The organism is Pseudoalteromonas sp. AWH4_217 (genome assembly GCF_056161105.1).
Genome location: NZ_JBSWYM010000013.1, coordinates 40311 through 64265, shown reverse-complemented (window position 1 = coordinate 64265; position 23955 = coordinate 40311). Strand labels below are relative to the sequence as shown.

Sequence of the window (23955 nt, the reverse complement as noted above, 5' to 3'; positions counted from 1 at the left end):
CTAGGGCTCCTGTGCAGTTTCCGTGTTATCTAAGCTGCGTAAACGCTCGGCAAGCCGCTTTTTACTCGCCGCTTTGGGCGGTAAAACCACAGCCTTACCATCGCTGACCAATTCACCTCGCTGGTTGTGCCAGCTGAGTGTTAGTTCAACCTGGCGAGTGTCTGCGAATTTGGCACTGACTTCGGCTTTGGCAAAAATGGTGTCGCCGATATAAATGGGCGCGTGAAACCCTATCTCCATCGACAGCACCATAGAGCCAACTCCGGGCAGCTTCATGCCAATAACCGGTGCTATCATGGCGGGCGCTATGCCGGCATGAGCTATGCGTCCCTGTAAGCCGAAAGAGTGTGCAAACACCTCATCAACATGCACCGGATTGAAGTCTCCTGTGATGCCAGCGAAGTTATACACATCCGTTTCGGCAATGGTCTTGCTGTGCCCTGCCTGCTCACCTAAGGTCAGCTCTCTGAAGGTTTTACCTAGCGTGTACACAATGGCGACCTCAGGCTCTGGCTTCTTCGCTGACAAATTGTGCCAGGGCATTGATTGATGCCATTTTTTCCTTGATCACTTCATTGCCGTAGTTACTAAACTTCATGCCATACTTTTTCTCGATTGAGACCACGAGCTCAAGCACTTCAATACTGTCCAGTTCCAGGCCATCGCTTACCAGTCCCTGTTCGTCGTCCAGTTCGTCGATGGAATCCACCACCTCCAGGTTATCTACGATGATGTCCTGTTTGATAAAAGTTCTGATCTGGTCGAAATCAGCCATGTGAAAACTCCTTATTTTATTAGTTATGTAATTGATATTCCGGGAACAGCTTCTTAACCATAGTGTCAATGTCACGGTCCATCGGGCGGTCCTGGATCACTGGGGTGAAGTAGTCGCGTAGTTGCTCAAAGAAACGCATGGATTCGGTATTGAGCTTGTCTGCACTACCATCTTTATCGAGTACGTAAAAGGCCTGGCGGGTTGCCATTGCGTGGATGGCTATCACAGGTTTCACCAAAGAGAGAATGTGTTTTAAGTCGCGGGCTGCAATGGTGCCCATGCTGACGATATCCTGGTTAAGTGCCTCGGTGGTACGGGAGAATACGCTCATCGGTGACGCATTCTTCAGGGCTTCAGCGGTCAGTGCCGAGGCGGTGATTTGCACAGCCTTAAAGCCATGGTTGATCCAGGACTCATCACCTAAGTCGTCAATGGCGACCAGGTTGTTTGGGATCCCGCCGTTTAGTCTGTCATCGACTAAAATGCCCAACTCGCGCTCCAAAAGGGCGGCGAGGTTAGCCAGTTGTGGTTTTAGTGCGTCGCAGACAGCTGCAACATGCCCACCATAAAAGTGTCCGGCGTTGAGGATCAGATCTTTTTGGTTGTCGAACAACGGATTGTCATTTACTGAGTTAATCTCTGTGGTGATCACCCGTTTGGCCCAGTCAAGCGTATCCAGCAGTGGCCCTATGACCTGAGGCGAACAACGAATGGAGTAGCTGTCCTGTAATCTGAATTGCTCTTTTTTTCCTGCCCCAAATTCATCGTCACTGCGCAGGCGGCGCCCCAGACGCTGCTCCGGATTTGATAAGCGTTCGTAGATCATCGCAGCGCATTTGATCTGGCCCGGATGTGGCTTGAGGTTGTGTACCTGAGGGTGAAAAGGCGAAGCACGACCGTCAATCAGCTCAACAAATAGCGCCACTTGTTTGCAGCTTAGTTCGATAGCACGTTCAATTTCCAAAAATGACATGACGGCGATACCACACATCACCGATGTCCCATTCATGATGGCCAGCCCTTCTTTGGGCTTAAGGCGGTAAGGGGTGATGTCTAATTCAGCAAATACCTCACTGGTAGGGCGGATCTCTCCACGATAATAGACGTGACGCTTACCGGCCAGTGCCGCACCTATGTATGACAGAGGCGTTAAATCGCCACTTGCACCAACCGACCCCATAGCCGGGATAGCTGGGAAAATTCGGTGATTTAACAAGCATTCCATTTGTTTCAGCAGCTCCCAACTTACGCCAGAAAAGCCTTTGGCATTACAGTTGAGGCGGATCAGTAAGGTCGCTGCACAGATTTGTTCAGGCAGGTAATCCCCGACACCACATCCATGGTAGGCGATTAAATTCTCTTGTAGACTGGCAGCAAGTTCTGGCGATATACGGTTGCTGGCAGAGTTGCCAAATCCAGTAGTTACACCATATATATCTTCACGATTCTCTATTTTATCATCAAGATATTCGCGATTTTCTCTGATGACTTTCTCCAACGCAGCATTCAGAGATATATCCACATTAGGGTTAGTTACAAACGAACCTACATCATCGATAAGTAATTCATAGTCTCCCCCGATTTCAAGAGTTAGGTGGTCTGAATTTCTGCTCGTTGATTTTGATACCAAGTCTTTGTCAAATATGTTTTCCATAGTTTATACGCCAATATAATTATTAAGATTACCCATGTAGTCTGCCTTGCCTGATAAATCCATTTTCAGTTTTTATGCACGCCGAAATAAGCTCGCTTTTCGAAAAAAAGTGAGTTTTTAATTAAAGGGGTGTTTTAAGACGCTTCCTTTTCTTTTACCAATTACTAAAAATACGATAATTAAAAGTTTTTATTAAAAGCGCCCACTCAAGTGGACGCTAATAAAAGCGACTTATTGACAAAGGTCAGTGCGGATTGAGCTTGCAAAGCTCTGACTGACATTGTACTGAGTCGTTGCGCCAAGGTGCAGGCTAGTGCCGAAAGACATGTAACCAGAAACCAAAGTGGCATGACACAGTTCGGCATGGCTGCCGAATTCCAGGCTAAGGTCAACGCTGTCAATGACAAAGTTACCGTCTCTGGCTGTGAAGTTACCGCCCTGAAGCAAGGCCAGATTCAAATGTTCGGTTTGACCTGCAAGGCTAATGTCGGTGCCAACCGTACCTGTCACTGAAACTTGAGACGTGTTCACTGCGCAAGATGCAACATCCAGCTTAACGCCAACATAGTTTTCGAAGTTTGAGATAGGTTGATTGGTGTAGATGGCAAGTGCTAAGCGATTGTCTTTGTTCCACCACTCGCGCTCGCTGTAAGCCTCGTTGCTGACACTGAGTTCACCGTTTTGAGATGTCAGTTCAAGTACATCAAGAACATGGCTTTGTGCCGTCGCTACTACTTTTGGCTCGTTGCCACAGTAAACGGTTGCTTCGATACCTTTTTTCAGGTTGAGTTGATCGAACGCCGCTACATTGAATGACTCTTCAGCAGAATGTGCTAAAGAAGCACCCAGTACGCCTGTCGCTAAAACCAGGCCATTTATTGCCGTTTTCATTTAAAACTCCATCTATGAGTAATAAAAAATTAAATCCGTTTATTTGACTTAAACAATAAATTATTACTATCTGAACAACAGATACAGCGTAATATACAACATACAGTAAAACCAAATAAATATATAAATATCCAATTTATTGCATGCAAAAAACAACACAACATTCCAAGGAATTAAATAACGCGTTGTGTCGGCAAATATATTACCCATAAAAAATACAGGGTCAAGCCGTTGCTTAACAAAGCTTTAACTAAGTGGAAGCAAAGAATTATCGAATGATAACGATAAAAAATTAAAAAACAATTACAAAAAACGGTATTTTGATTAGCCCGCAACATTAATCAAAAAACTAATATTGGATAAACAACAACAATGCTATTTAAAGTAGAGTAAATGCTTTATTTTTTATACAGAGGGTATAAAGAGGTGAACTTGTGTGCAATTTTGCGACAAATGTCGGGGAGTTGTGCAAAAAACGTCCCTAAAATGGATTGTTCCAAATTGGGCAATTCCTTGGCACACAGGTGTTGGAATTTTCCGGCGGTTGCCAGAGTCATTTCTATCGCTGCACTATACACAATAAAAAAATGGGCCGAAAAAAGAGAAAAAAATTTCGCAGGTCTATGAATGAAGTTATTCAGTCAGCATAAAAAAGCCGTGATGGAGAGAACTCCCTCCCCGGTTGGGGGGGATCGTAAGCGGTATGGTCAGGACCTGACAGATGGTTCAGATTCAAAATATCTTTAAATGTAATCCATTGTTTACTAAAAATGGCAATGTATCGATACTGAAATTGCCGGCAAAAGTCCAAGGAGTGCAAACATAGCAGGTAGCACAGCTGTTTTTTGTAATGTGCATTCATTGTGAGGTGGTTGGTAAATGGGTAATTAATTATTTTGGGGAAATCAAATTGGCTAAGTTGACTTTTATATTCATCAGATCCTCGTTTCTTACCAATATAGGCACTAATGAGTTCCGGAAAACCCCGTTTAAGTCGCATTAATTTCCACTCAATGCTTGCTACAACACACAAAAACTCAGGATTCATTTTGGAAAAGTTGAATATATATCAACGACAGTCTGTTGGGGGTTAGATTGTCAGCCGTGAGCGGATATCGATAAACGTGTTTTGCTGTTTGCTTGGGAATTGGAGGGTTTTTGGTTACATTGTACTTTCCAACAAGGTGAGTGAGGCACGTCACTATTGAGCGCACTTAAACCTTATTTTGCCGTGCCAGGAGGTCAGAGAAGCCCAGACTGGCGTGCTTAGCTGGGCGGGGGCTGTAGGTCACCACTGTGTACCAGTAAAACCAACTGGCCGCGGCAGAGCAAATTATAAAAACAGTATTACAGCCCGCTTATCTTATTCAGATGAGTTGCCAGTGTCAGATGTACTTCACTGCCAGGTGTTTGAACGGTGATCAGGGCGTCTTCAAAATCGCCTTTACTGAAGGTGTCATAAATATTATTCGACAGAGCGTAGGGCTCACTGGGCATACCCAAAAAAGGAAAAACCATGCGATCCAGTCCACCATCTTTATCTTCGTCGTGGACTACATTGATAGCGTAACGGCCCGAGGGGATCCCTTCAAAGGTGACGGTTGTGACTGGCATACTGGGTGTAATCACCTGACTGCGGAAGTATCTGCTGTCTTTGTCGTTGATGTTATCGTCGGAATGAAAGCTCTCACTGTTATCGTGTAAGGTCACGATCAGCTGTCCTTGTTCACTGGCGACATTGTCTATCACAACGGTCAAGCTGGCGGGCGTGGCATCGGCTGAATTAATACTCTGCGAGCTGGTCGACTGGCATCCGGACAACACCAAAGTGAGTGCTGCGACTAAATAAAGTGGTTTCATAGCAAATCCTGGCTGTAGTTTTTCACGAATACTACCTTAATGTGTTTTCAAAAATATTAACACTGGTTAACACTGATTGCAGTTGTTATTTTTTTAGGAACGACGGGTGTTTTGCTGAGGCCCATGTTTGTACTCATTGTTTGGACTTGATGGCGTTTCTTATATATGTCGCGAAGTCGGCATGATACAACAGCAGGCGTAAACCCTGCTGTTGTGTGCGTCAGAGTTACTTGAGGTCTACCTGAACTTCTATCCAGGCATCGGGTGTTCCGGGCGTACCGCCTTTTTGAGTAGGTGTAATGGTGAATCCGCCCCAATGATCGGTGTAGCTTTTGCCAATGACCAGCTCTGAGTCAGTTTGGTCATCGCCCCACCAGCCAGGTGTTTTCGAACCTGGAGTCATGTCCAGCAAATAAGAGGTGGTTTTCCAAAAACGCTTGTCGCTTTCATTTTCAAAATAGCCTTGCAGGTTGATAAGTACACCGTTTTGCGTATTGGTGTAGCGATCGTGAGAGGTACGATATTCCAGCCAGTATGTGTATTTGCCGTCACCAGACTTTAGTCTGAGACCAATGTAGCCGCGGTTATTCGCACCCTGATCAAAGGCGTAAATACGATAGGTACCCGAGGCGTTGATGACGGGTACTTCACTGTCATTTAGCCAGCCAAAATAGTGTTTATACAAGAGGTTGTAGGCCTGTAAAGAGTGTGCGCCCATGCCCATCATGCTGTACACATTGCCATAATTCAGGCTTTCTGTGTCGTAATCACCGACACCAATCACTTTGCCCGGACCTGCTTCAATGGCTTTTGCGTGACGCAGCCCCAATGCATGTCCCAACTCATGAGCAACTACCCCAGTTGTGTGGTGGTACAGAGAAATGCTCGGGGGCGCGGCGCTGGAGTTAAAGTTGCCGACCTGAGGGGCAACCATCATTACAACTTGTGCGTTGCCGGGTGCATCCGGATCGATACCCTGGGCCCGGATCTTACTTTTCCACATGGCAGTCCAGCCATGAAAGTCGTTATCGTACGTGCTCTTTGGTTGGTTAATATTTATGACAGGTGTGCTGGTGTCATAGGTGACATTGAAACGCCCATAGGACTGCTGGTCGTAGTAAGTGGTCACCCCCTGCATATCGCTTTCCATAGTCGGCCAATCTAATGGTGTGTCGCTAAACTGAAAGCGATACACCTGAATATTGACGTGATCATACGGATACCCGTCGTTGTCGCCGGGTGGCTCCGTTGGAGGCTCTGTGGTATCGGCAGTGCGGCAGGACGTGGCACCTAAGTCGACCACAATAGAGCTGCCGCTGTGATTGCCATCCAGTGTAATGTAGCCCCAATAAGATGCAGGGCGACTTAATACGATACACTGAGCATTACCGGGGGCTGTGGAGCTGGGGTCGCTGCCATCCAGTCTTGGCCAGCCGCCACTTCTGGCGTACAAGTTCAAATCACCAGTGCCATAACCCGTGCTGATGGCAACGCTATCATAACGATTGACATTTGCTACGCTCAGGTAACTGCGTGAGCCTGCTGGCACACAGACTGTCTCTCCATTTTGCAAGGTTCTGCCTGTAAAAGGGGCCGATGAGGCACATTTGTCTTCAAGCTGAGCCGCGAGGGCCGGGCCAGTAAGTAAGGCAAGCAGTGGTATGCACCAACTGTGCTTAATCAGATTCATAGTTGTTTCCTTTACATATGTTGTATTAGCGCTCATGTGAGCGGTGGTGTCTTTGTCCGTCGACGGTGGGATGTAATGCACATTTATCTCTATAAAACAGAAGGATAAATACTCTGTATACTGCATCCTGTGTATCGAGCAGAGCACCTCTGTATGAAAAATAATCAGAGGCAACTTTAATTTAATATATTTTATACAATATTCAAGTTGAGCTGGTGAATTATCCCCGGCGTAGTCTGTAACAAAGAAATTCAAAAAGTGCTTTACCACAACTTAACTTGAGGTTTTATCTTGGCTGCACATCATAAGAAGGAGCCAGGTTATGCCAGTATCCACATTCACCCCCACGCCATTTACGGCGAAGTTATTACGTATTTTCAATGCCACTATGAGTGTTAAATAAGGAGACGTTTTATGTATCTTGAACATGTAAATTTAGTTGTCGATGACATCGAACAGGCCCTGCACTTTTATCAGGCGGCTTTTCCCCATTGGCGTGTGCGCAGTGAAGGGCAGGGAAGCTGGCATGGTAAACCCAGAAACTGGCTGCATTTTGGCGACGATTACCATTACATTGCTTTTAGCGACCACGGTGAGGGTGTCAACCGGGAACTAACGGGTCATTCAGTGGGGCTGGCGCATTTTGCTTATGTGGTACAATCCATTGACGCGGTTATTACTCGATTGAATCAGGCCGGGTACCCCGTTGATAAAGACGGTGCGCAACACCCCCATCGTAAGAATGTTTATTTTATTGACCCTGCCGGGTTTGAGGTGGAATTTGTTGAATATCTGAGTGATTTGCCCACCGAACGAAATAGCGATGCATAGAAGAGGCAATCGGTACGAGACTTCACAAAAAGTTTACTTTATTATCTGTTTCCAGAGAGGGTTCTATCAGAGGCTGCCGGGATGGCGACAGTCAACATTATTGCTAAACCAGATTGGGTTCTAAATCATCAGCATCAGCAGTTGTACAGTGGTCAGCGGGTCGTCTCTCTGGACGATAAACAGTATGCACTGCTGATGTTACTGATGGACAATGCCAATATGGATGTGACTAAAGAACAGATCTTTACTACTTTATGGCCGGGCAGAGTGGTCAGTGAAGATGCCATCTATGTCACTGTCACTGGCCTGCGTAAACTATTGGGCGATAATGTTAAACAGCCCAGCTATATTAAAACCATTACAGGTGTTGGCTATCGCTGGGTTGGTCCACAAATAGGCGCAGATAAGTCCGTTTTTTCAAGTTCTCTGATGCTGTGTAGCGCAATATTATTACTGGGGGCCGCTTTGCTTGGCAGTCAGTTTAACGTGCTCTCTGATCCCGTTCCTATGTCACCTGAGCAATCTGAAAACTTTCAAAAGGCTCGCTACTTACTGAATAATCAGCCCGATGCGATTGAGCAGAGTATTGCTTTATTGCAGCAATTAACACTTGCCCGCTCGGATTTGATTGAACCTCAGGTCTGGCTGGCTGATGCGTATTTACGTCAGTTGCTTCAAGATCCGCAAAGCAATGCACATCATCGCAACCGCGCCCATACACTGTTACAGTCCGTATTGGCCAAAATATCACAGCACCCAAAAGCCAACTTGTTGATGGCGCGACTCTACTTGTTGATAGATTTTGATGCGCACACCGCTCGACGCTATTTCAAAGCATCCTTGGGGCATGCGGACGGACACCTCTGGTTTGGTCAGTTTTTAATGGCGACTGGGGATTTTCAGGGCGCGCTTGAACATATTGAGCAATACAGATTGCTGGATCCGGATGGTTATTCCAGTGAGAGTGTCGCCTGGGTCTATACCATGAGTCAGCGCCATGAAGCTGCGCTGGAAGCTTTGCTTAAATTACAGCCGTACAGCGACACCAGTCGTTTTTATCACACCTGTTTGCGCACGGTTTATGAGCAGCTGGGCGAATACGAGAAAGCATTTGCCCAGATGCAGTGGGTGATGCAGGATGCGGGTTACAGCCCATCTCTGATGGCGCAAGTTGAGTCGACATTTGCCCGCGATGGCTTATCCGGTGTTTATCGCTGGCTGTTACATGAAGATCCATTACGCGCAGATATTGGCCATTATACACCACCTATGTCGCTGGCGCGTTACGCGGTTATGGCAGGCGAGCCTCAGGTGGCTGTTGCTTATCTGAACCAGGCGTTTGAAACACGTCAGCAGGCTGTATTGTGGGCAGCGGTAGATCCGGTTTTTACCCCTTTACATCAGTATCCAGCTTATCAAGCGTTTGTTAACCGCTTAGGCATTCTTAGGCTTGAGTAAAGAATAAGCGTAAGAATGTCTGCTCGATATGGTTTAGCCCCTCAGGTGTTCTCCGTAAATAATGTATTACCTGTCAAAAAAGAAACCATAAGCGAGTCCATGTCTAAACTGTCCGCGGACTGTCCGTTGTCCGACCGCTTGAACGCGGTTTTTTCTATGCAATTGATTTTTATGCGTTTATTTTTGGCATGCAAACTGCTCTGTATATGAAAGTGAATATGAGTGACCGCGAAACAAAAACCATAGCGCAAAGGATACAGACATGAACTTTAATACTTCTTACTTCTCGACTCAGGTAGTTAAACCTAAGAGCGAAACATTGAGCAGCTCGCTGAAACGCTTGCTTGGAACGTCACTGGCCGGTGCCCTCATGGTGCTTTGTGGAACACAGGCTGCAAAGGCTGATGAAACACTCGGTCATTTCTCTGCTGTGTACAGTGCAGAGGCAATTCAGGCCGACATCAATCAGTGGGTTCACTGGGTACATACCACGCACCCGGATCTGACACACAGTATCAAAGATATTGACGAATTTTATGAGCGAATCGATACATTGCGTGACAGGTTGGATAAATCTATGACTGGTGAGCAGGTATGGCGTGAGTTTGCCAGCCTCAACAGCATTATGGCGGACGGGCACCTGAGTATTGGTGACGGTACCAATACGCAGTGGCGACAATGGGTAGCACAGGGCGCTAAATTGTTTCCTTTTGAAGTTGCCCTGAGTGTTCAGGGACTCAAAGTGGTGAGTGAATTGGGTGGGGCGCCGTCTGCTCATGATGGCAAATACATTAAAGAGATCAATGGTGCACCTGTAACTGAGGTGGTTGCGACTTTGCTGCAGCGCATTGAGGGCGACAATGTTGCTTTTCGCAGCGCATTACTGGCTCGTCGCTTTGCCATGACATATCGCTTAATGTACGGCGCAAAAAGCACATTTTCGCTAAAGTTTCACTCGGGTGAACCTGCTGAATTGGTGCATGTTGCAGCGCTAAATAAGGCACCAGTAAGCATTAAACAACGCACCTTTGACGATAATTTTAACCTCAAACTACTCGACAATCAGCAGGCTCTGTTGACCATTAAGCAGTTTGGCTGGAATGAACCAGATGCATATTTTCAGTTTATGGCAGAAACATTCGAACGACTGAACAAAGCGCAGACTAAGCACCTGATGATTGATATTTCTGACAATACTGGCGGAGATGATGTTTACTGGAAACAGGGGATTCTGAAGTATATTGCCACGACACCTTATCGCCATGGCTCGACTTACCAGGTTCGGATATTGGAAAAATACCGCGACCCGGGCGAGGTAATTGGCTCAGTGTTATCGGGAGAGCTGACAAAAATGACTGAGCCCGACACAGATCCCGGTTTGCTGTTTAAAGGTAAAGTCAGTGTGCTGACTGGTCCCCTGACTTACTCATCTTCAGTGTTGTTTGCCAACACCATGCAGGACTATGGGTTTGCAACACTGGTGGGCACCCCGACTGGCGGTCGCAGCTCGCAAAGTGGGGGGATCCAATTTCTGACGCTCAAACACACAGGTATCCGCGCCGTTACACCTCGCTTTATTCTGGACCGTCCGTCTGGCAAGCAACAAATGACGCCGGTACAGCCAGACATTGTCATCAGCCGGGAAGGTGTGGGCAAAGCAGAGTTTATTGCCAAAGCACTGAGTGCAGCTTACTCCCTGTAAAGCGAATGCTTATACAGAACGACTCCCAACCAGTGCGGCTTTGATGGCCGCATTTTTTGTGTATGGCTGTGTTGCTGTGTAAATTTATTATTATTTGCACAATGTTGCGCGATGATATGATGAAGTCAGGTGTAAAAAAGACAAGGTTAAGCTTGACCTGAACTTAACTTGAGGAATTAGTCTGGCCACCACAAAAAGAACGATAATAGGGAAAAGTATGGATATAAGTAGTTTACCAACTCAGCTATCACGATTCACGCCACTGGTCTGGGTGATGCTGATCGGCAATTTCTTTGTGCGGGCCAGTTATTATATGGTGTGGCCGTTTCTGGCAGTGATGTTGTACGAAAGCTATGGATTGAGTGCCACTGAAGTTGGGTTGTTGCTGACTGGCTCAGCGACTTTGGCGGTCTTCTTAGGGTTTTACACGGGCAATCTGGCTGATCGCTTTGGCCGTACCAAGATGCTTTATATTGCTGTGGTTGTTGGGGTGATTTCCTTTGCAATGCTGGCGCTGGCCAATTCATTGTGGTTATTCTCTGTGGCGGTGTTTCTGGCTTGTCTGCCTCGCACCTTGTGGGAAGCCCCCAGCAAAGCTTTGTTAACCGAAGAGCTGGCAAATCCTAAAGATCGGGAGCTGGCGCTACATTTACTGTATTTTCTGGTCAATGTAGGCGCGGCGTTGGGACCGCTTTATGGCTTATGGGCAGGCCTCAATGGAGAGCAGTTTAGCTTTATTTATACCGCGATATCATATCTGGGCTTGTTGGTGGCACTGCTGTATTTCAGGCCCTCAAAGCCAGTCTCTTCGGTGACACCCCAATCAGTACCTAACTTTTCAAACTGGCTGAAAATACTCAATAAAGATAGGGCTTTTCTGGTGGTGCTGGTGGCTACAACCTTAGTGTACTTTGTGTATGCGCAATGTGATACCAGCCTGGTGCAGTATCTTACCCGAGCAGCAGTCCCTGAACTTGCCTGGTTGATCTCTGCTGTGATCATTACCAATTCGTGCGTCATTATTGTTTGCCAGTTTCCGCTGTTGCATATCATGAGAAACTGGTGCCTAGAGCATCGCCTATATCTGGGGGGCGCCATCTTGGTGGTGTCACAAGTTATGATGGCCTTTAATGATGTCCACAATACCTGGGGGTGGATAGCTGCAATGATAGTGCTTAGCCTGAGTGAAGCGATTATGTTCAGCAATATCAATGTGTATATAGACAGATTGGCACCCGATAACCTAAAAGCCAGCTATTTTGGTGCGGCAGGCCTGTGTTCTCTGGGCTATGCATTTGCGCCCATTTTAGGTGGATTGGTGCTGGATTTGTCGAGCGGCGTGATGCTGTTTGTGCTGACCACACTGACGTCGTTTGCGGCTCTGGCCTTTTATAAGATTGCCGAGGTTCAGTTGAAAGAAACAACCAGAGTGGTACATGAGGTTTAAGTTGCAGGCGTGGTCAGCTTGAATGACCACGCCTGCAACAGTTTAATTTTGATGAGCAGTGCGCCCGGCGTGAAAGCCGGGCTGATTAATGATGGGAGTTATAGAGGCTGGGTTGCGGAGTGGGTCAGGCTATCTTGGCTATTCCCCATAGCATTTCAGTGGCGCCTTCTGCTCAGTGATAATTAGTAACTCTGAAAAGCCGGTTATCATGCTTGATATCATAGTGTTGGACAAAGCGCCTTCCACGTAGTGCCAGTTCATAACAAGATCATCACCTGACTGCACCGCGACAATATTAAGCGGCACCCGCCGTGAAACGCCCATGTTTTTGATCACATCTTCCTGATCGCCATGATCTTCGGGTTGTAGTGTAAAGCCATCAAAGTCGAGCGCCAGGAGCTGATTACTGTTGGTAATGTAATTGAGCTTAAAGTAGGGCAGATATTCGCGCAGCGACGGCTGTGCAATAACCTGAGTGAACTCAGGCACACATTCATTATAGATTTTGGCCACTCCCAAGGCGACGGACGCTTTAAAGTCGTGTGTCTCATCGGGTTTGACCAACAACGGGGCCACTTTGTAAAGCGGGCCTATCATATCGCGTGTTTCTCTTGAAGTCCGTCCGGTAAAGGTGACCGCCATGAGGATCTCGGGTGTCATCAGGTAGCCTGAAAAGACCTGACATATTGCGCCTACCAGGGATTGGATCTGACTTACGCCCGTATGTGCAGCAGACTGGCTGAAGAAATCCACCAGGGTACAAGACTGAGTCCGATACAGCGACGGTGTCCAGAGTGCACCATTCAAATGCCTGAATTTAGGGTAGGGTGAATACTGGGTCAGCGCTTTTTGGTAGTCGCTGACAATCTGCTTACCTTCAGCGGCACCGAAGAAACGTTGCTCTTCCCAGGCATAGTCAAAGAAGTCTACCGATTGCGTGTGTGGTGTCTGCTCTGATTGTTGATCATAGTATCGCTTTAGTGCACTGATAATATTAATGTTTGAGACCGCATCGGTAATGATGTGATGAATATTCAGCAACAGATATTGCTGATTGTGTGGCAAAGTAAGTAGTTTCACATGGATCAATTCGCCCTGCTCCAGTGCAAAGCGATGGCTTTTTTGTTCACTACAGTGCAGCTCGAGTGCATCCTGAGCCGCTTGTGAGCTGAGGTGACTCAGGTCGATGTGCTCGAAAGGATTTAATACGTCAGCGCCATTGTTGCAACACCACAGGGTATCGCCACGCATTTCAAAGCGGCTATTAAACAGTTGGGTGCTGTTAACCAGCTGCGCAAAGGCCAGGTGCATTCGCGCTGGGCATACTGCGCCCTGAACCGCAAAACACTGAAACATATTGTACAGGTTGCCCTGCTGCCACTGACGAAAAATGTTCGTCTGAGTGAAGGTCGCCGGGGCATGATCTTTGCCTAACTTTTTCACCTTTTGACCTGGTGCAACAGAGATTGGCGAGGTGGTCTGAGCCGTTTGAATATAGGCAGAGATAGTTGCCACACTTGGATTCGCGATAAAGTCATCGGTATTAAGTTGCAGCCCAAAGGTCTCCGACAAATGGGTCAGATAGATGATGATACTGAGTGAATCCATGCCACAGGTGCGTAAGTCTTCCTCAAGGGTGGGTGGATGAACACTGCATTTTTGTGCCAGTACGGCCAGCACTTGTTGCTCAATGAGGCTTTTCTGGCTGGACTGCTCAGTGTCAGTCGAAGTCAGAGCGTGTTGTTTGTTTTCAAACTCGGCCAGCAAACGCCTGGTATCGACCTTGCCATTAGCGGTTCTTGGGAAAGTGCCAGTGGGCACTAAGGTGTCTGGCACCAGCCAGTTTGGTGCGCTATCAAGGAGTTTTTGGCGAATATTCAAAGATGACAGGTCGTGCTCCTTAGCGGTGGAGGTCACAAAGGCAATCAGCCTCATCACACCATGGCTACGGTATGTGGTCGCGCAGGCATCGGCGACACCAGCGATGGCCATGAGTCGTTTTTCCACCGTTTTAAGGTTTACAAAACGGCCACGCACCTTAACCGAGTCATCCTCCCTGCCGCTGAACAATAATCTGTCTTCTGGCAATCTGATAACACGGTCCCGGCTATTAAAAAACAGCGATGCGTGTGCAGGTGCGGGCAAGTGGACAAATCGCTCGGCGCTGAGCTGAGGAGCCTGAATATATTCAAGCGCTACGCTGGGGCCGCCAATATATAACACTCCCTGGTTGTCGCTTTTCAGGTGACTACTTTGACGCATCGCCAGCCTGACATTGCATATAGGCCGACCTATGGGTACCGCATCGCCGTTGGCCAGCGAGGCCAAATCATGGAGGCTGTGCTGAGTAACCACATGGGTTTCGGCGGGCCCGTATTGATTGATTAAAGTGGCGCCTGAGTTCTGTAAGAAGGTACGTACCTGCTCGCTCATCACCATTTGTTCGCCAGACACAACGATTTGGTTCAGCGTCTCAAATGGGTTCTCAATAAAGCTTGCCTGAGCGGCCAGTATATGCAGCAAACTGGGGGTGACTATCAGTCTGGAGATCTGATTATTGACGACATTATCGAGAATATTGGCCGCTTCTTTGCGCACATTTGAGGTGGTGAGATGTAAAGTGCCTCCACAGCACAGTGTAGTGAGTATGGTCTGGATGGCGACATCAAAACCGAGAGCTGTGGTGTTCAGCACGTGTGCCGGAGCAGACAAGTTGGGATCAAGGCGGTGATGCAGGCACAGATTTGCCAGTGTGCGCTGTGCCAGCATAATACCTTTGGGCACACCGGTGGTACCGGAGCTAAAGACCAGATAAGCAAGTGAATCCAGACACACAGCGTGGTTATGTAACTGAGCACCTGCGCTGTTTTGCGGCTCACAGACAGACTCTATGGTGGCAACGTTAAACTGGCTAAGTGCGCTGGCCCAGTGAGGGTTGTCCACAATTGCACACGCTGCTTTGGCACGGGTAAGTATGTCTTCGACATAGCTGACCTCAGCATCGGCGTTAACCGGCACTATCACCCGGCCCGTGTTCAGGCAGGCCAGCATGGTTGCAACCATATCGGCAGTATGCTCCATAACCACCGCGATGTTTTGCTGCGCCAAGGTATTGGCAAGCAACCAATGGGCAATCTTTTGTTGGCGTGAATGGAGCCATTGATAACTATACTGTTTGCCATGATGGTCGCGGATCGCCACGGCCTCGGGAGTATTGTTTGCAGTACAGCGGATCACCCGACCTGGCAGGTCAGAAGCGCTCAACGGGTGACGTTTGCCACGTGTAAATTGCCATTCATTCAGCGCTGGGATTTCATGGGGCTGACTAAACTGCAGTGTCTGTTGTGCGCCCTGACGCAGCGCTTTTTCCAGTAGTGCGCTCAGTTGCTGCAGATGTGCTGGTGTCACGTAAGCCGGATTGGCACTGAGCATGACCTCCATGCCACTGTGCTCGTTATATACTAAGTTAACAGACACCGGATGAGAGTGATCGGATTGCACCAGCATTTCACTGGTAAGCTCGACCCCGTCTATATCATCCAGCAAAGCGCCGGGGTTGAGGTAGTTTATCATGACATCAAACACCAAATTGCGGGCACTGGCCGACACCGCAGCACATTGATTGATTTCACCAATCGGTACCTGGCTTTTTCGAAACAGCTGATTAAAGTCGGATTGTAGCGACTTGACAGAATCGATAAAGGTTTGCCCGGCTGGCGACACTATCTGTGGTAGCACTTTAGATGACATGCCATAGCTGTGCTGGTCTCTGCGCTGATTATTGAGCGCATACCCAACCACCACGGACTGCTTAAAATGATGCTGATAGAATTCACCCAGCAGATGGGCAATGTAAACATGAAAACCCACATTGTGTTGCTGACAGAGACTTTGCAGCGCATGTATCTGAGTATTGGGCACCGAAAAGTGTGCGCTTAGTGTCTGTGTGCCTGCCTGTGTTGGCGGAATATAGTCAAACATAAAATCGGGTAAGTCTTGCAGGTATGTCTGCCAGAATGCCAGATGGTGGGCCGAGTACTTGTGCGTATTGTGATAACGCATCTGAGCCAGTTCGGTGGTGATCTTCTCAACCGACATCGATAGCATCGCCAGCGCCTTGCAAAACAGCCGGTAAAGGCTGAGCCCGTCGAGTAAAATATGGTGGGCAACTAACACCAAAAAATAGCCCCCCTGTGCCGCGGGTCTTAATGCAATACGCACCAGTGCACCGTGTGCCAGTTCAAACGGGCGTTGTTTAAATTGCTCAGAAAATGCCCGGGCCTGTGCCTGATCGGCAAGTGTCTGTGTCATATCCAGATCCAGCTCGCTTTCGCCGCACAGGTGGTTAAATACTAAAGTAACCTGTTTGACCAGGTCCTGTGCGCAAAGATCTCCTTGCAGATGAAACAAGCCCCCAATGTGGTATTTCAGGGTGTCGGGATTCAGTACACTGTCGTTCGCAATTTGCAATTGTTCATGGACCAGCTCGTGGCAGCCCAGTTGTGAGATAACACGTGATTTAAACGCATTCAGTGTATGTTGTTTGGTTGTTAAATCGTTCATTTCAATATTCCTTCTGTGGCGTTGCCCGTTTTAGTACTGATCCCAGAACTCTGCCCACAGGTCTGATGTGTCGTGAAACGGTGCCAAAATGTACTCAAAGCAGCCGACTGCTTCGCTGTATTTAAAGCTAGAAAGGAAATGCGCAAAGAATGTGAAGTTGTATAAATAATTTCATATTTTTGTCATTGATAAGAGGTTTAGCGCTGGAGAATGGAAATTAAAAGCTTTAAAAACAGTCATCTAACAGTATTTCGTTAGTCGGTTTGAAAACTAAATAGTTAGGGTTAAGGATCCTTAAGAATGTTTCAGCACACTTTCAGGACATTTAAGCCGTGTTTCTCCAGTGTGACTGCAAACCACATAAGGAGAACACCATGAACTCAGTAAAAACACTTCAACAATTTGGATTGGCCAGTTTACTACTTGCCGGGCTCAGCCATGATGTCGCTCAGACTGCACTTGCTGCCAGTGGCGATTATCTGTTTAGTTATCAGGTGAAAGGAGAAAACTGGGGAGGCATTACGCTGCGCGACCATACCGCATATTTTGGCAGTGATGATGGCCACCTTTATGCCCTGAATATTGACCGACCCAAACTCGCCTGGTCGTTTAAAACGGGTGGCCTGGTGCGTTCAAAGCCGACTATAAAAAATCATCAGATCTTTGTAAGCAGCGATGATGGTTACCTTTATGCGCTCAATCGCTGGCAGGGGAAGTTATTGTGGCGCACCAGTCTGAATGATGCGGATGTAGAGCGCATTTTACCGGCTAATCATGCGCCATGGGAGTTTGACTATACCAAATCCAGTGCGCTGGTCCACGGCGATAAAGTTTTTATCGGTAGTGGCGATGGTCAGCTTTATGCGCTTTCGCGATTTTCTGGTGAGGTCCTTTGGCACTTTAAAACCCAGGGTAAAATTCGCACCACACCAGCACATTATAACGGCTTAGTGTTTGTCAGCAGCTGGGATGGCTCGGTGTATGCCCTGAACGCACAAAGTGGTGAACGGGTTTGGCAATATGAAACCAAAGGAGCACTGACTTCCAGCCCACTGGTGGTGGACGATGTGCTGGTGATAGGCTCTCGGGACACCCATCTGTATGGACTGGACCCAAACAGTGGTGCGCTGCTATGGCAACAAGCGTATCCGGGCGGATCCTGGGTTGAGTCATCGGCAACAGCCGCCGCAGATGGTGAGCACTTTTATATCGGCAGCTCAGATTCCAACTTACTCAATAAGTTTCATGCCCGAAGTGGTAACCTGATCTGGCAATTCGAAACCGGTGGCTGGAGCTGGGGACAACCGGTTGTGAGCAATGGCACTGTGTATATCGGTGCGACAGGCCATGATGAACCCGGCTGGTATGAGACCAAGCGCGGCTTCTTTGCTGTGGATGGTCAGATAGGTCAGCAGCAGTGGCACTATCAACCCAAAGCTATTGACGGGTTTGTGCACGGTGGCGTCTATGGTGCGCCGGCTGTGGGTTATGGCAAAGTGATAGTGCCGGACCTGGATGGTTATGTGCATGTTTTTGAAGAGTAATGGCGTCGCTCTTCTTAGTTGATAAAAATCGGATTGTTTTTAGATTTGGTAAATCTAAAAATAGCTGAACATTTCTCTCTCAGGCAGCACTTATCTGGTGCTGTCATATTTCTTTACTACTAAAGTCTTTTTCCTACTTTATTTAATTGTGCTTAGAACCATACTTTTGTCATATTTTTGCCGGATTGATATTTAATATATTGCATACAATATACATTGAGGGTAGCGTAAGTATGGTACTGGGGACAAATTATTGAATTTGGTAATTGCTCCATCAGGAAAAATAATAATTGATACACGTAGGAGTACAGTAATGCGTCACAATGGGAATGTAAGTCGGGCTTTTGTCATGAATATGGTTGCTTTAGCGGTCGCGTCTGCCAGTGGTCATTCGTTTGCCGCAGCAAATGATGAAAGTGGAGCGAATGAGCCTGAGCGGATAGAGGTGACAGGCTCGCGGATCCAAAGAACAGATATGGAAACAGCGAAACCCGTCTCTGTTATTTCGAAATCAGACATAGTGGCAACGGGGCTGAACGACATAGCCAGTGTTTTGGCTGAAAGTATTTTTAACTCAGCAGGTACTTCTATTGCCCACTCAAACAACTCTGCGGGTAATTTTTCCGCATCTAATCTCAGAGGGTTAGGCTCCAACCGTACCCTCACGCTAGTGAATGGCCGTCGTGTTGCGACGTCTGCTTCAAACTATGGCTCAAGCACAAACGTCAATCTGATACCCATTGAAGTAGTAGAAAGAATTGAGATCCTGCGGGATGGCGCATCATCAATATACGGATCTGATGCAATGGGTGGGGTTATCAATATTATTACCAAGAAAGACTATGACGGTATGCAGCTTTCCGTGAATGCATCACATGCAACTCGTGGTGGAGCAGGGCAGCAAGGTGGCGCACTGACCTATGGCACCAGCAATGATAAAAGCTCGATACTTGTTGTGTTGGAGCACCAGACGAACGAAAGCCTGCGCGGCGGTGACCGCCCTCATTTAGATGCAGAGCATAATGAAAAGCGCTGGAGTTCTCGCTATTCTCCGTGGGGGTCATACAGCTATGAAAATGAAGATGGGGAGCGGATTTATAGCCCGGGCCCGGACTGCCCTACAGAAAACATTCGCGACCGTGACGGTAATATGGGTAAGCAATGTGGGTACGATGTCTTCGATGGGAAGTACTACTTGCCAAAGGTTGAAAAAACATCAATTTTCACCAATTTTACCTATGAAATTAATGATGATGTTGAGTTCTATAACTCCATTTTGCACACACGCGATAAGAACTTCACATCGGCTACTCCTATGTGGGCGAGTGGTACGCTCGCAGCAGATCACGTAAATAACCCGACAGCCGGCACTGCCGACGCACGTGATATTACATATTATCACTACATGGAAGGCGCATTACCCAGAGAGTTTACATTTAGAACAGAGTTACTGGATATCAACACCGGTATTAACTGGGACCTTGATGAAGGTCGTTTGTCAGTTAATTTGGCACATAGTAAAGATAGCTTTGTGCAGGAGTCAAACTACTACTATTTCGTAGATAAGTTTGATGAAGCGGTTGAAGAGGGCCTCTACAACCCCCTTGCGTATGGTGGTGGTGATAAAGCGACAGAAGAGGTGCTGGACAGCTTTCGTCATAGCCAACACAGACTGGGTAAAAGTACGACCAAGGCCGTAACGATTGACTGGTCAAGCACACTCCCATTTGAGCTCGATGGAGGGGCAATTGGCTATGCTATCGGGGCCGAATACCGTTCACTGGAATTGTTTGATGAGCAAGATGCACAGTCAAACTCAGGAAACGTCAAAGGCGCCTATGGTGGCGATGTTGTGGGTAGCCGAAATTATCGGGCGGCTTATTTAGAGGTTGAAGCGCCGATACTTGATACATTGACCGTCTCTGCTGCAACTCGGTATGACTCATATAGCTTGCCTGATCAGGGGCAGTTATCGAGTAGCCTGTCTGCCAGATATGAAGCGACAGAAGATTTGGTTGTTCGAGGCTCCTTCAGTCAGGGCTTTCGTGTGGCAGATCTGAATGAAGCCATCGGTGAGGAAAGTATTGGCTACTATGGGTTATGGGATCCCAAGTATTGCAACCCAGTTCCCAAAGCGCAACGCGCTACGTCAGACTTATGTGACAATCAAAGCGTGCCAGTCCGCTCGTTTTCAAACCCTGATCTGGAGCCAGAAGAATCAGAGCAGGTGTCTTTTGGCTTTGCCTATAATCTAACAGAAGATTTTGATATGACATTAGATTATTGGAATATTGAGATCACCAATGAGATCAAAGACATTAGCGGGCGCACGGTACTTGATGAAGAATACTTAGGTAACTTGGGCAATTACAGTGGGCTGTATGTAAAGCGTGACACATCATTGCCTCGTGAAGATGAAATGGTTGAGATTGGCTCTACTGTGACCAACTATCTGGGCCTGGATACATCGGGTATAGATGCGTCATTCGCCGCCAGAGTTGATCTTGAAGACATGGGGACTTTGAAATTCAACTTAGAACTGAGCAAAGTACTTAAGTATGAATTCCAGAAGACCAATTCGGATCCTGTTTATGAGCATGTTGGTTTTATTAACAGACCCGAGTATCGGGCTAGTTTCAAAACCAATTATCGCTATGGTGATTTCGAAGGTTTCGCAACCGTCCGATACATAGGTTCGTTCGATGGTGAATCGCCAGAAGACATTGAAATTGGCAAAGAATGGCAGGACTTTCCTTCAATGACCACCGTCAATCTGGGCGCTGGGTATAACTTTGATGAATACGGTCTGCTAAAGGTCATTGTGACTAATGCCTTTGACAAGCTGCCGCCAGTCAATGACGAATACACTCGAGGGTACACTACACGTGTTCACAACATCATAGGTAGAACCATTCAGCTTAAGTATACCTATTCATTTTAATTGAAACTCTGACGGGCATGTACATCAGTGTATGCCCGTGGATGGCAGCCGGTATTTTCACTTGAGCAGCCCAAGCTCAGCCCTACTGGGCTGAAAACCTGGTATTTCTCCCGCCTACCCGAATCACTTTAGTACGGTGGGCTTTTTTGGTTTAGGAGACCGTCTTATGTTACAGCGTACACTGGCACTATTAGTCAGCTCAAGCCTGATACTGACAGCTTGTCAGAGCCTTCCCGTCGGGAAATCAAAGGCAGAGCAACAAAGAGATAGTCAGAAGCTCTATTTACGGGCTGAACAATTTTTGCCGCAAAATCTCGCCCCTTTAGTCAAAAACGATAAATTGACTGCAAACTGGCTGGATGAGGGGAGTCGTTTTTGGTTTGTTCAGCAGCACGGCCAAGGTCACCGCTTTGTGCTGGTTGACCCGAGTAAGAACACACAGTCTGCGGCGTTTGATCATCAGAAAATTGCCGATGTGTTGCGCGCAGAGGGCCTGACAGAGGTGTCAGCAGCGCGATTACCATTCAAGCAAATTACGCTCAGCGAGTCTCGGTTGGAATTTAATATTGAACAGACTCAATGGTCTTGTATCTTGCCTGAATACAAATGTGACAACCTGGCGCTAACGCAGACCGAAGAACCAGAACAAGGCGTCTCTGCGAATGGACTTTGGCAGGTGGTCGTTGAAAACCACAATCTGATATTAGTCAATCGGCACTCGAAAGAGCGGACTGTACTTACCCGGGATGGCACTGAGGAGAACCCCTATGCTGCAACTCATCCGAATCCGGCTCGCAGCTTTAAGGCGGGCACAGACTATCAGCGTGAAGGCGTTTCACTGGCGTGGTCCAAAGACAGCCGCTATCTAATCACCTATCAGCTGGATCGCCGTGGCACAGACTTATATACCCTGGTTCAGTCTGATCATGAGACGAGCCTGAGGCCAAAAGCGGTACATTATTATTACCCATCGGCAGGGCAGGAGACATTACCACAAGCCAGCCTGGTGCTGGTGGATATTGCGAAGAAGCGAGCGACAAAGCTGGATGCGCCGCCGGTAATGCAGACCTATTATGGTAGTGCGCTGTGGGGCTGGTGGCAGGAAAACGGTCGCTATGTTTACCATGATCGTCGACGAGGGAATCGTCAGTATTTTATGCGGGAAATTGACCCGCAAACAGCTCAGGTGCGTACTTTGGTTGAGGAGCGTGATGATAAATATGTCGATCCCTGGGTCCAGACTTATCGGGCGCTGCCTGAGCTGGACGCTTTTATCTGGAGCTCTCAGCGTAACGGCTTTCAGCATTTGTATTTATATCAGGCCAGTAGTGGTAAATTGCTCAACCCCATTACACAGGGAAAGATGACGGTTCGGGTGATCCGTGGGGTGGACATCAAACGCAGGCAGATCTATTTTGAAGCGTCAGGGCGAGAACCAAACAGAGATCCTTATTTTCGGCATTTATACCGAGTTAATCTCGACGGCAGTGGATTGACTTTGCTCACTCCTGAAGCAGCAGAGCATGATACGCGCTTATCTCCTGACTTTAAATTTGTCATTGATACCTATTCAACTGCGACCCAGGCACCAGTCACTGTGTTACGCAATAGTCACACGGGTGACATTTTGCAAGAGATTCAGCGTGCTGATATCAGTGCGCTGATGGCAACTGGCTGGCGTCCACCAAAACCTTTTGAAGCACTTGCAGCAGATGGTAAGACGACTGTTTATGGTTTGATGTATTTACCATCAGACTTTGATCCCAGCAAACGCTATCCCGTAATTGACGACATATATACCGGACCACATAACTTTTTTACACCTAAGTCTTTTAACACTTACTCGCGCCAGGCGAATGCACTGGCTGAACTGGGTTTTGTGGTGATAAAAATGGATGGACGAGGCACCAACAAGCGGGGTCGGACATTCCATGAGTATTCATTTAAAAACCTCGGCGGTGGTGCTGATGATCATGTTGCTGCTATCCGTCAGCTTGCAAAGCGATATACCTTTATAGATATGGATCGGGTTGGGATCTTTGGCTTTAGCGCTGGTGGCTATGATACGGCTCATGCTTTGTTTAAATATCCGGACTTCTTCAAGGTCGGAGTCGCGGCTTCGGGCAACCATGATTTTCGAGTTGACAAGGCGGGCTGGAACGAAATCTGGATGGGATACCCGGTAACACCTGAGTGGGACAAACAGTCTAATCTGCATTGGGCTAAACACCTCAAAGGCAAATTATTGCTGGCACACGGCGAGCTGGATACCAATGTTCATCCTGCCGCAACCATGCAGCTGGTGTCTGCATTGATCAAGGCAGATAAGCACTTTGACTTGATGATCTATCCCAATATGGGCCATGTGCTCGACGAACACCCTCATTTTGTGCGGCTCAGGTGGGATTATTTCCTGCGCCATCTGAAGTAACTGAGATCAGGTTGCAGCCGGGTCGCGTTCAATACTTGTTTCTCTGCGTGCCCGGCGAATCAAATTGTTGATTAAATCAACGCTGGACCTGTTTTGGGTTTTCTTTATAATCCACTTAATTGTAGAAAACAGAATACGCAGAGGATGCAATATGAGTGTGAGTGTTTT

14 protein-coding genes are annotated in these 23955 nt (G+C 47.5%); 7 read left to right on the top strand and 7 right to left on the bottom strand.

Going from position 1 to position 23955, the window contains the following annotated elements:
* The 6 genes from ACXAH1_RS16620 to ACXAH1_RS16595 all read right to left on the bottom strand — a co-directional run bounded on the left by ACXAH1_RS16620 (position 1) and on the right by ACXAH1_RS16595 (position 6870).
* Positions 1-543, bottom strand: a complete 543-nt coding sequence (locus ACXAH1_RS16620) for a MaoC family dehydratase (protein ID WP_475198189.1) — start codon at positions 541-543, stop codon at positions 1-3.
* On the bottom strand, positions 503-775 hold the full coding sequence (locus tag ACXAH1_RS16615; protein WP_054013672.1) for a phosphopantetheine-binding protein: 273 nt from the start codon (positions 773-775) through the stop codon (positions 503-505). The genes ACXAH1_RS16620 and ACXAH1_RS16615 overlap by 41 nt, the downstream gene beginning before the upstream one ends.
* Positions 776-794: 19 nt before the next feature.
* A complete protein-coding gene (locus ACXAH1_RS16610) occupies positions 795-2429 on the bottom strand; it encodes an HAL/PAL/TAL family ammonia-lyase (RefSeq protein ID WP_475198187.1) in 1635 nt (544 codons plus the stop codon).
* 231 nt (positions 2430-2660) lie between these two features.
* Positions 2661-3320 (bottom strand): GIN domain-containing protein, encoded by a 660-nt coding sequence (locus ACXAH1_RS16605; protein ID WP_253050505.1) that lies wholly within the window; start codon positions 3318-3320, stop codon positions 2661-2663.
* Positions 3321-4667: 1347 nt separating this feature from the next.
* A complete protein-coding gene (locus ACXAH1_RS16600; RefSeq protein WP_475198186.1) occupies positions 4668-5180 on the bottom strand; it encodes a DUF2141 domain-containing protein in 513 nt (170 codons plus the stop codon).
* 226 nt (positions 5181-5406) lie between these two features.
* A complete protein-coding gene (locus ACXAH1_RS16595) occupies positions 5407-6870 on the bottom strand; it encodes a metallopeptidase domain-containing protein (protein ID WP_475198184.1) in 1464 nt (487 codons plus the stop codon).
* A gap of 414 nt (positions 6871-7284) precedes the next feature.
* On the opposite strand from ACXAH1_RS16595, the gene ACXAH1_RS16590 reads away from it, so the two are divergent.
* The 4 genes from ACXAH1_RS16590 to ACXAH1_RS16575 all read left to right on the top strand — a co-directional run bounded on the left by ACXAH1_RS16590 (position 7285) and on the right by ACXAH1_RS16575 (position 12308).
* On the top strand, positions 7285-7701 hold the full coding sequence (locus ACXAH1_RS16590) for a VOC family protein (protein WP_475198182.1): 417 nt from the start codon (positions 7285-7287) through the stop codon (positions 7699-7701).
* An 81-nt stretch (positions 7702-7782) separates the two neighbouring features.
* Positions 7783-9159, top strand: a complete 1377-nt coding sequence (locus ACXAH1_RS16585; protein WP_475198181.1) for a winged helix-turn-helix domain-containing protein — start codon at positions 7783-7785, stop codon at positions 9157-9159.
* A 262-nt stretch (positions 9160-9421) separates the two neighbouring features.
* Positions 9422-10861 carry a S41 family peptidase gene (locus ACXAH1_RS16580; RefSeq protein ID WP_475198179.1) on the top strand — a complete coding sequence of 480 codons (1440 nt, stop codon included), beginning with the start codon at positions 9422-9424 and terminating at the stop codon, positions 10859-10861.
* A 217-nt stretch (positions 10862-11078) separates the two neighbouring features.
* Entirely contained in the window at positions 11079-12308 is a 1230-nt protein-coding gene (locus ACXAH1_RS16575) for an MDR family MFS transporter (RefSeq protein WP_475198177.1), read from the top strand.
* Positions 12309-12446: 138 nt separating this feature from the next.
* Here the strand turns inward: ACXAH1_RS16575 and ACXAH1_RS16570 are convergent, their stop codons facing one another.
* A complete protein-coding gene (locus ACXAH1_RS16570; protein ID WP_475198175.1) occupies positions 12447-16871 on the bottom strand; it encodes an AMP-binding protein in 4425 nt (1474 codons plus the stop codon).
* Positions 16872-17245: 374 nt separating this feature from the next.
* Between ACXAH1_RS16570 and ACXAH1_RS16565 the strand changes: the two genes are divergently transcribed.
* The 3 genes from ACXAH1_RS16565 (at position 17246) to ACXAH1_RS16555 (ending at position 23787) form a co-directional block, all read left to right on the top strand.
* Positions 17246-18415, top strand: coding sequence for an outer membrane protein assembly factor BamB family protein (locus tag ACXAH1_RS16565; protein WP_475198173.1), 1170 nt, complete (start codon positions 17246-17248; stop codon positions 18413-18415).
* A 313-nt stretch (positions 18416-18728) separates the two neighbouring features.
* Entirely contained in the window at positions 18729-21356 is a 2628-nt protein-coding gene (locus tag ACXAH1_RS16560; RefSeq protein ID WP_475198171.1) for a TonB-dependent receptor plug domain-containing protein, read from the top strand.
* A 166-nt stretch (positions 21357-21522) separates the two neighbouring features.
* Entirely contained in the window at positions 21523-23787 is a 2265-nt protein-coding gene (locus tag ACXAH1_RS16555; RefSeq protein ID WP_475198169.1) for a S9 family peptidase, read from the top strand.
* The last annotated feature ends 168 nt before the right edge of the window (positions 23788-23955 follow it).

What these genes read in the sequence shown, in the direction of transcription:
- ACXAH1_RS16570 (WP_475198175.1), bottom strand. Translation starts at nt 16,871, where the DNA reads ATGAACGATTTAACAACCAAACAACATACACTGAATGCGTTTAAATCA.
- ACXAH1_RS16610 (WP_475198187.1), bottom strand. Translation starts at nt 2,429, where the DNA reads ATGGAAAACATATTTGACAAAGACTTGGTATCAAAATCAACGAGCAGA.
- ACXAH1_RS16600 (WP_475198186.1), bottom strand. Translation starts at nt 5,180, where the DNA reads ATGAAACCACTTTATTTAGTCGCAGCACTCACTTTGGTGTTGTCCGGA.
- ACXAH1_RS16595 (WP_475198184.1), bottom strand. Translation starts at nt 6,870, where the DNA reads ATGAATCTGATTAAGCACAGTTGGTGCATACCACTGCTTGCCTTACTT.
- ACXAH1_RS16605 (WP_253050505.1), bottom strand. Translation starts at nt 3,320, where the DNA reads ATGAAAACGGCAATAAATGGCCTGGTTTTAGCGACAGGCGTACTGGGT.
- ACXAH1_RS16565 (WP_475198173.1), top strand. Translation starts at nt 17,246, where the DNA reads ATGAACTCAGTAAAAACACTTCAACAATTTGGATTGGCCAGTTTACTA.
- ACXAH1_RS16575 (WP_475198177.1), top strand. Translation starts at nt 11,079, where the DNA reads ATGGATATAAGTAGTTTACCAACTCAGCTATCACGATTCACGCCACTG.
- ACXAH1_RS16615 (WP_054013672.1), bottom strand. Translation starts at nt 775, where the DNA reads ATGGCTGATTTCGACCAGATCAGAACTTTTATCAAACAGGACATCATC.
- ACXAH1_RS16555 (WP_475198169.1), top strand. Translation starts at nt 21,523, where the DNA reads ATGTTACAGCGTACACTGGCACTATTAGTCAGCTCAAGCCTGATACTG.
- ACXAH1_RS16560 (WP_475198171.1), top strand. Translation starts at nt 18,729, where the DNA reads ATGCGTCACAATGGGAATGTAAGTCGGGCTTTTGTCATGAATATGGTT.
- ACXAH1_RS16620 (WP_475198189.1), bottom strand. Translation starts at nt 543, where the DNA reads ATGCCCTGGCACAATTTGTCAGCGAAGAAGCCAGAGCCTGAGGTCGCC.
- ACXAH1_RS16585 (WP_475198181.1), top strand. Translation starts at nt 7,783, where the DNA reads ATGGCGACAGTCAACATTATTGCTAAACCAGATTGGGTTCTAAATCAT.
- ACXAH1_RS16590 (WP_475198182.1), top strand. Translation starts at nt 7,285, where the DNA reads ATGTATCTTGAACATGTAAATTTAGTTGTCGATGACATCGAACAGGCC.
- ACXAH1_RS16580 (WP_475198179.1), top strand. Translation starts at nt 9,422, where the DNA reads ATGAACTTTAATACTTCTTACTTCTCGACTCAGGTAGTTAAACCTAAG.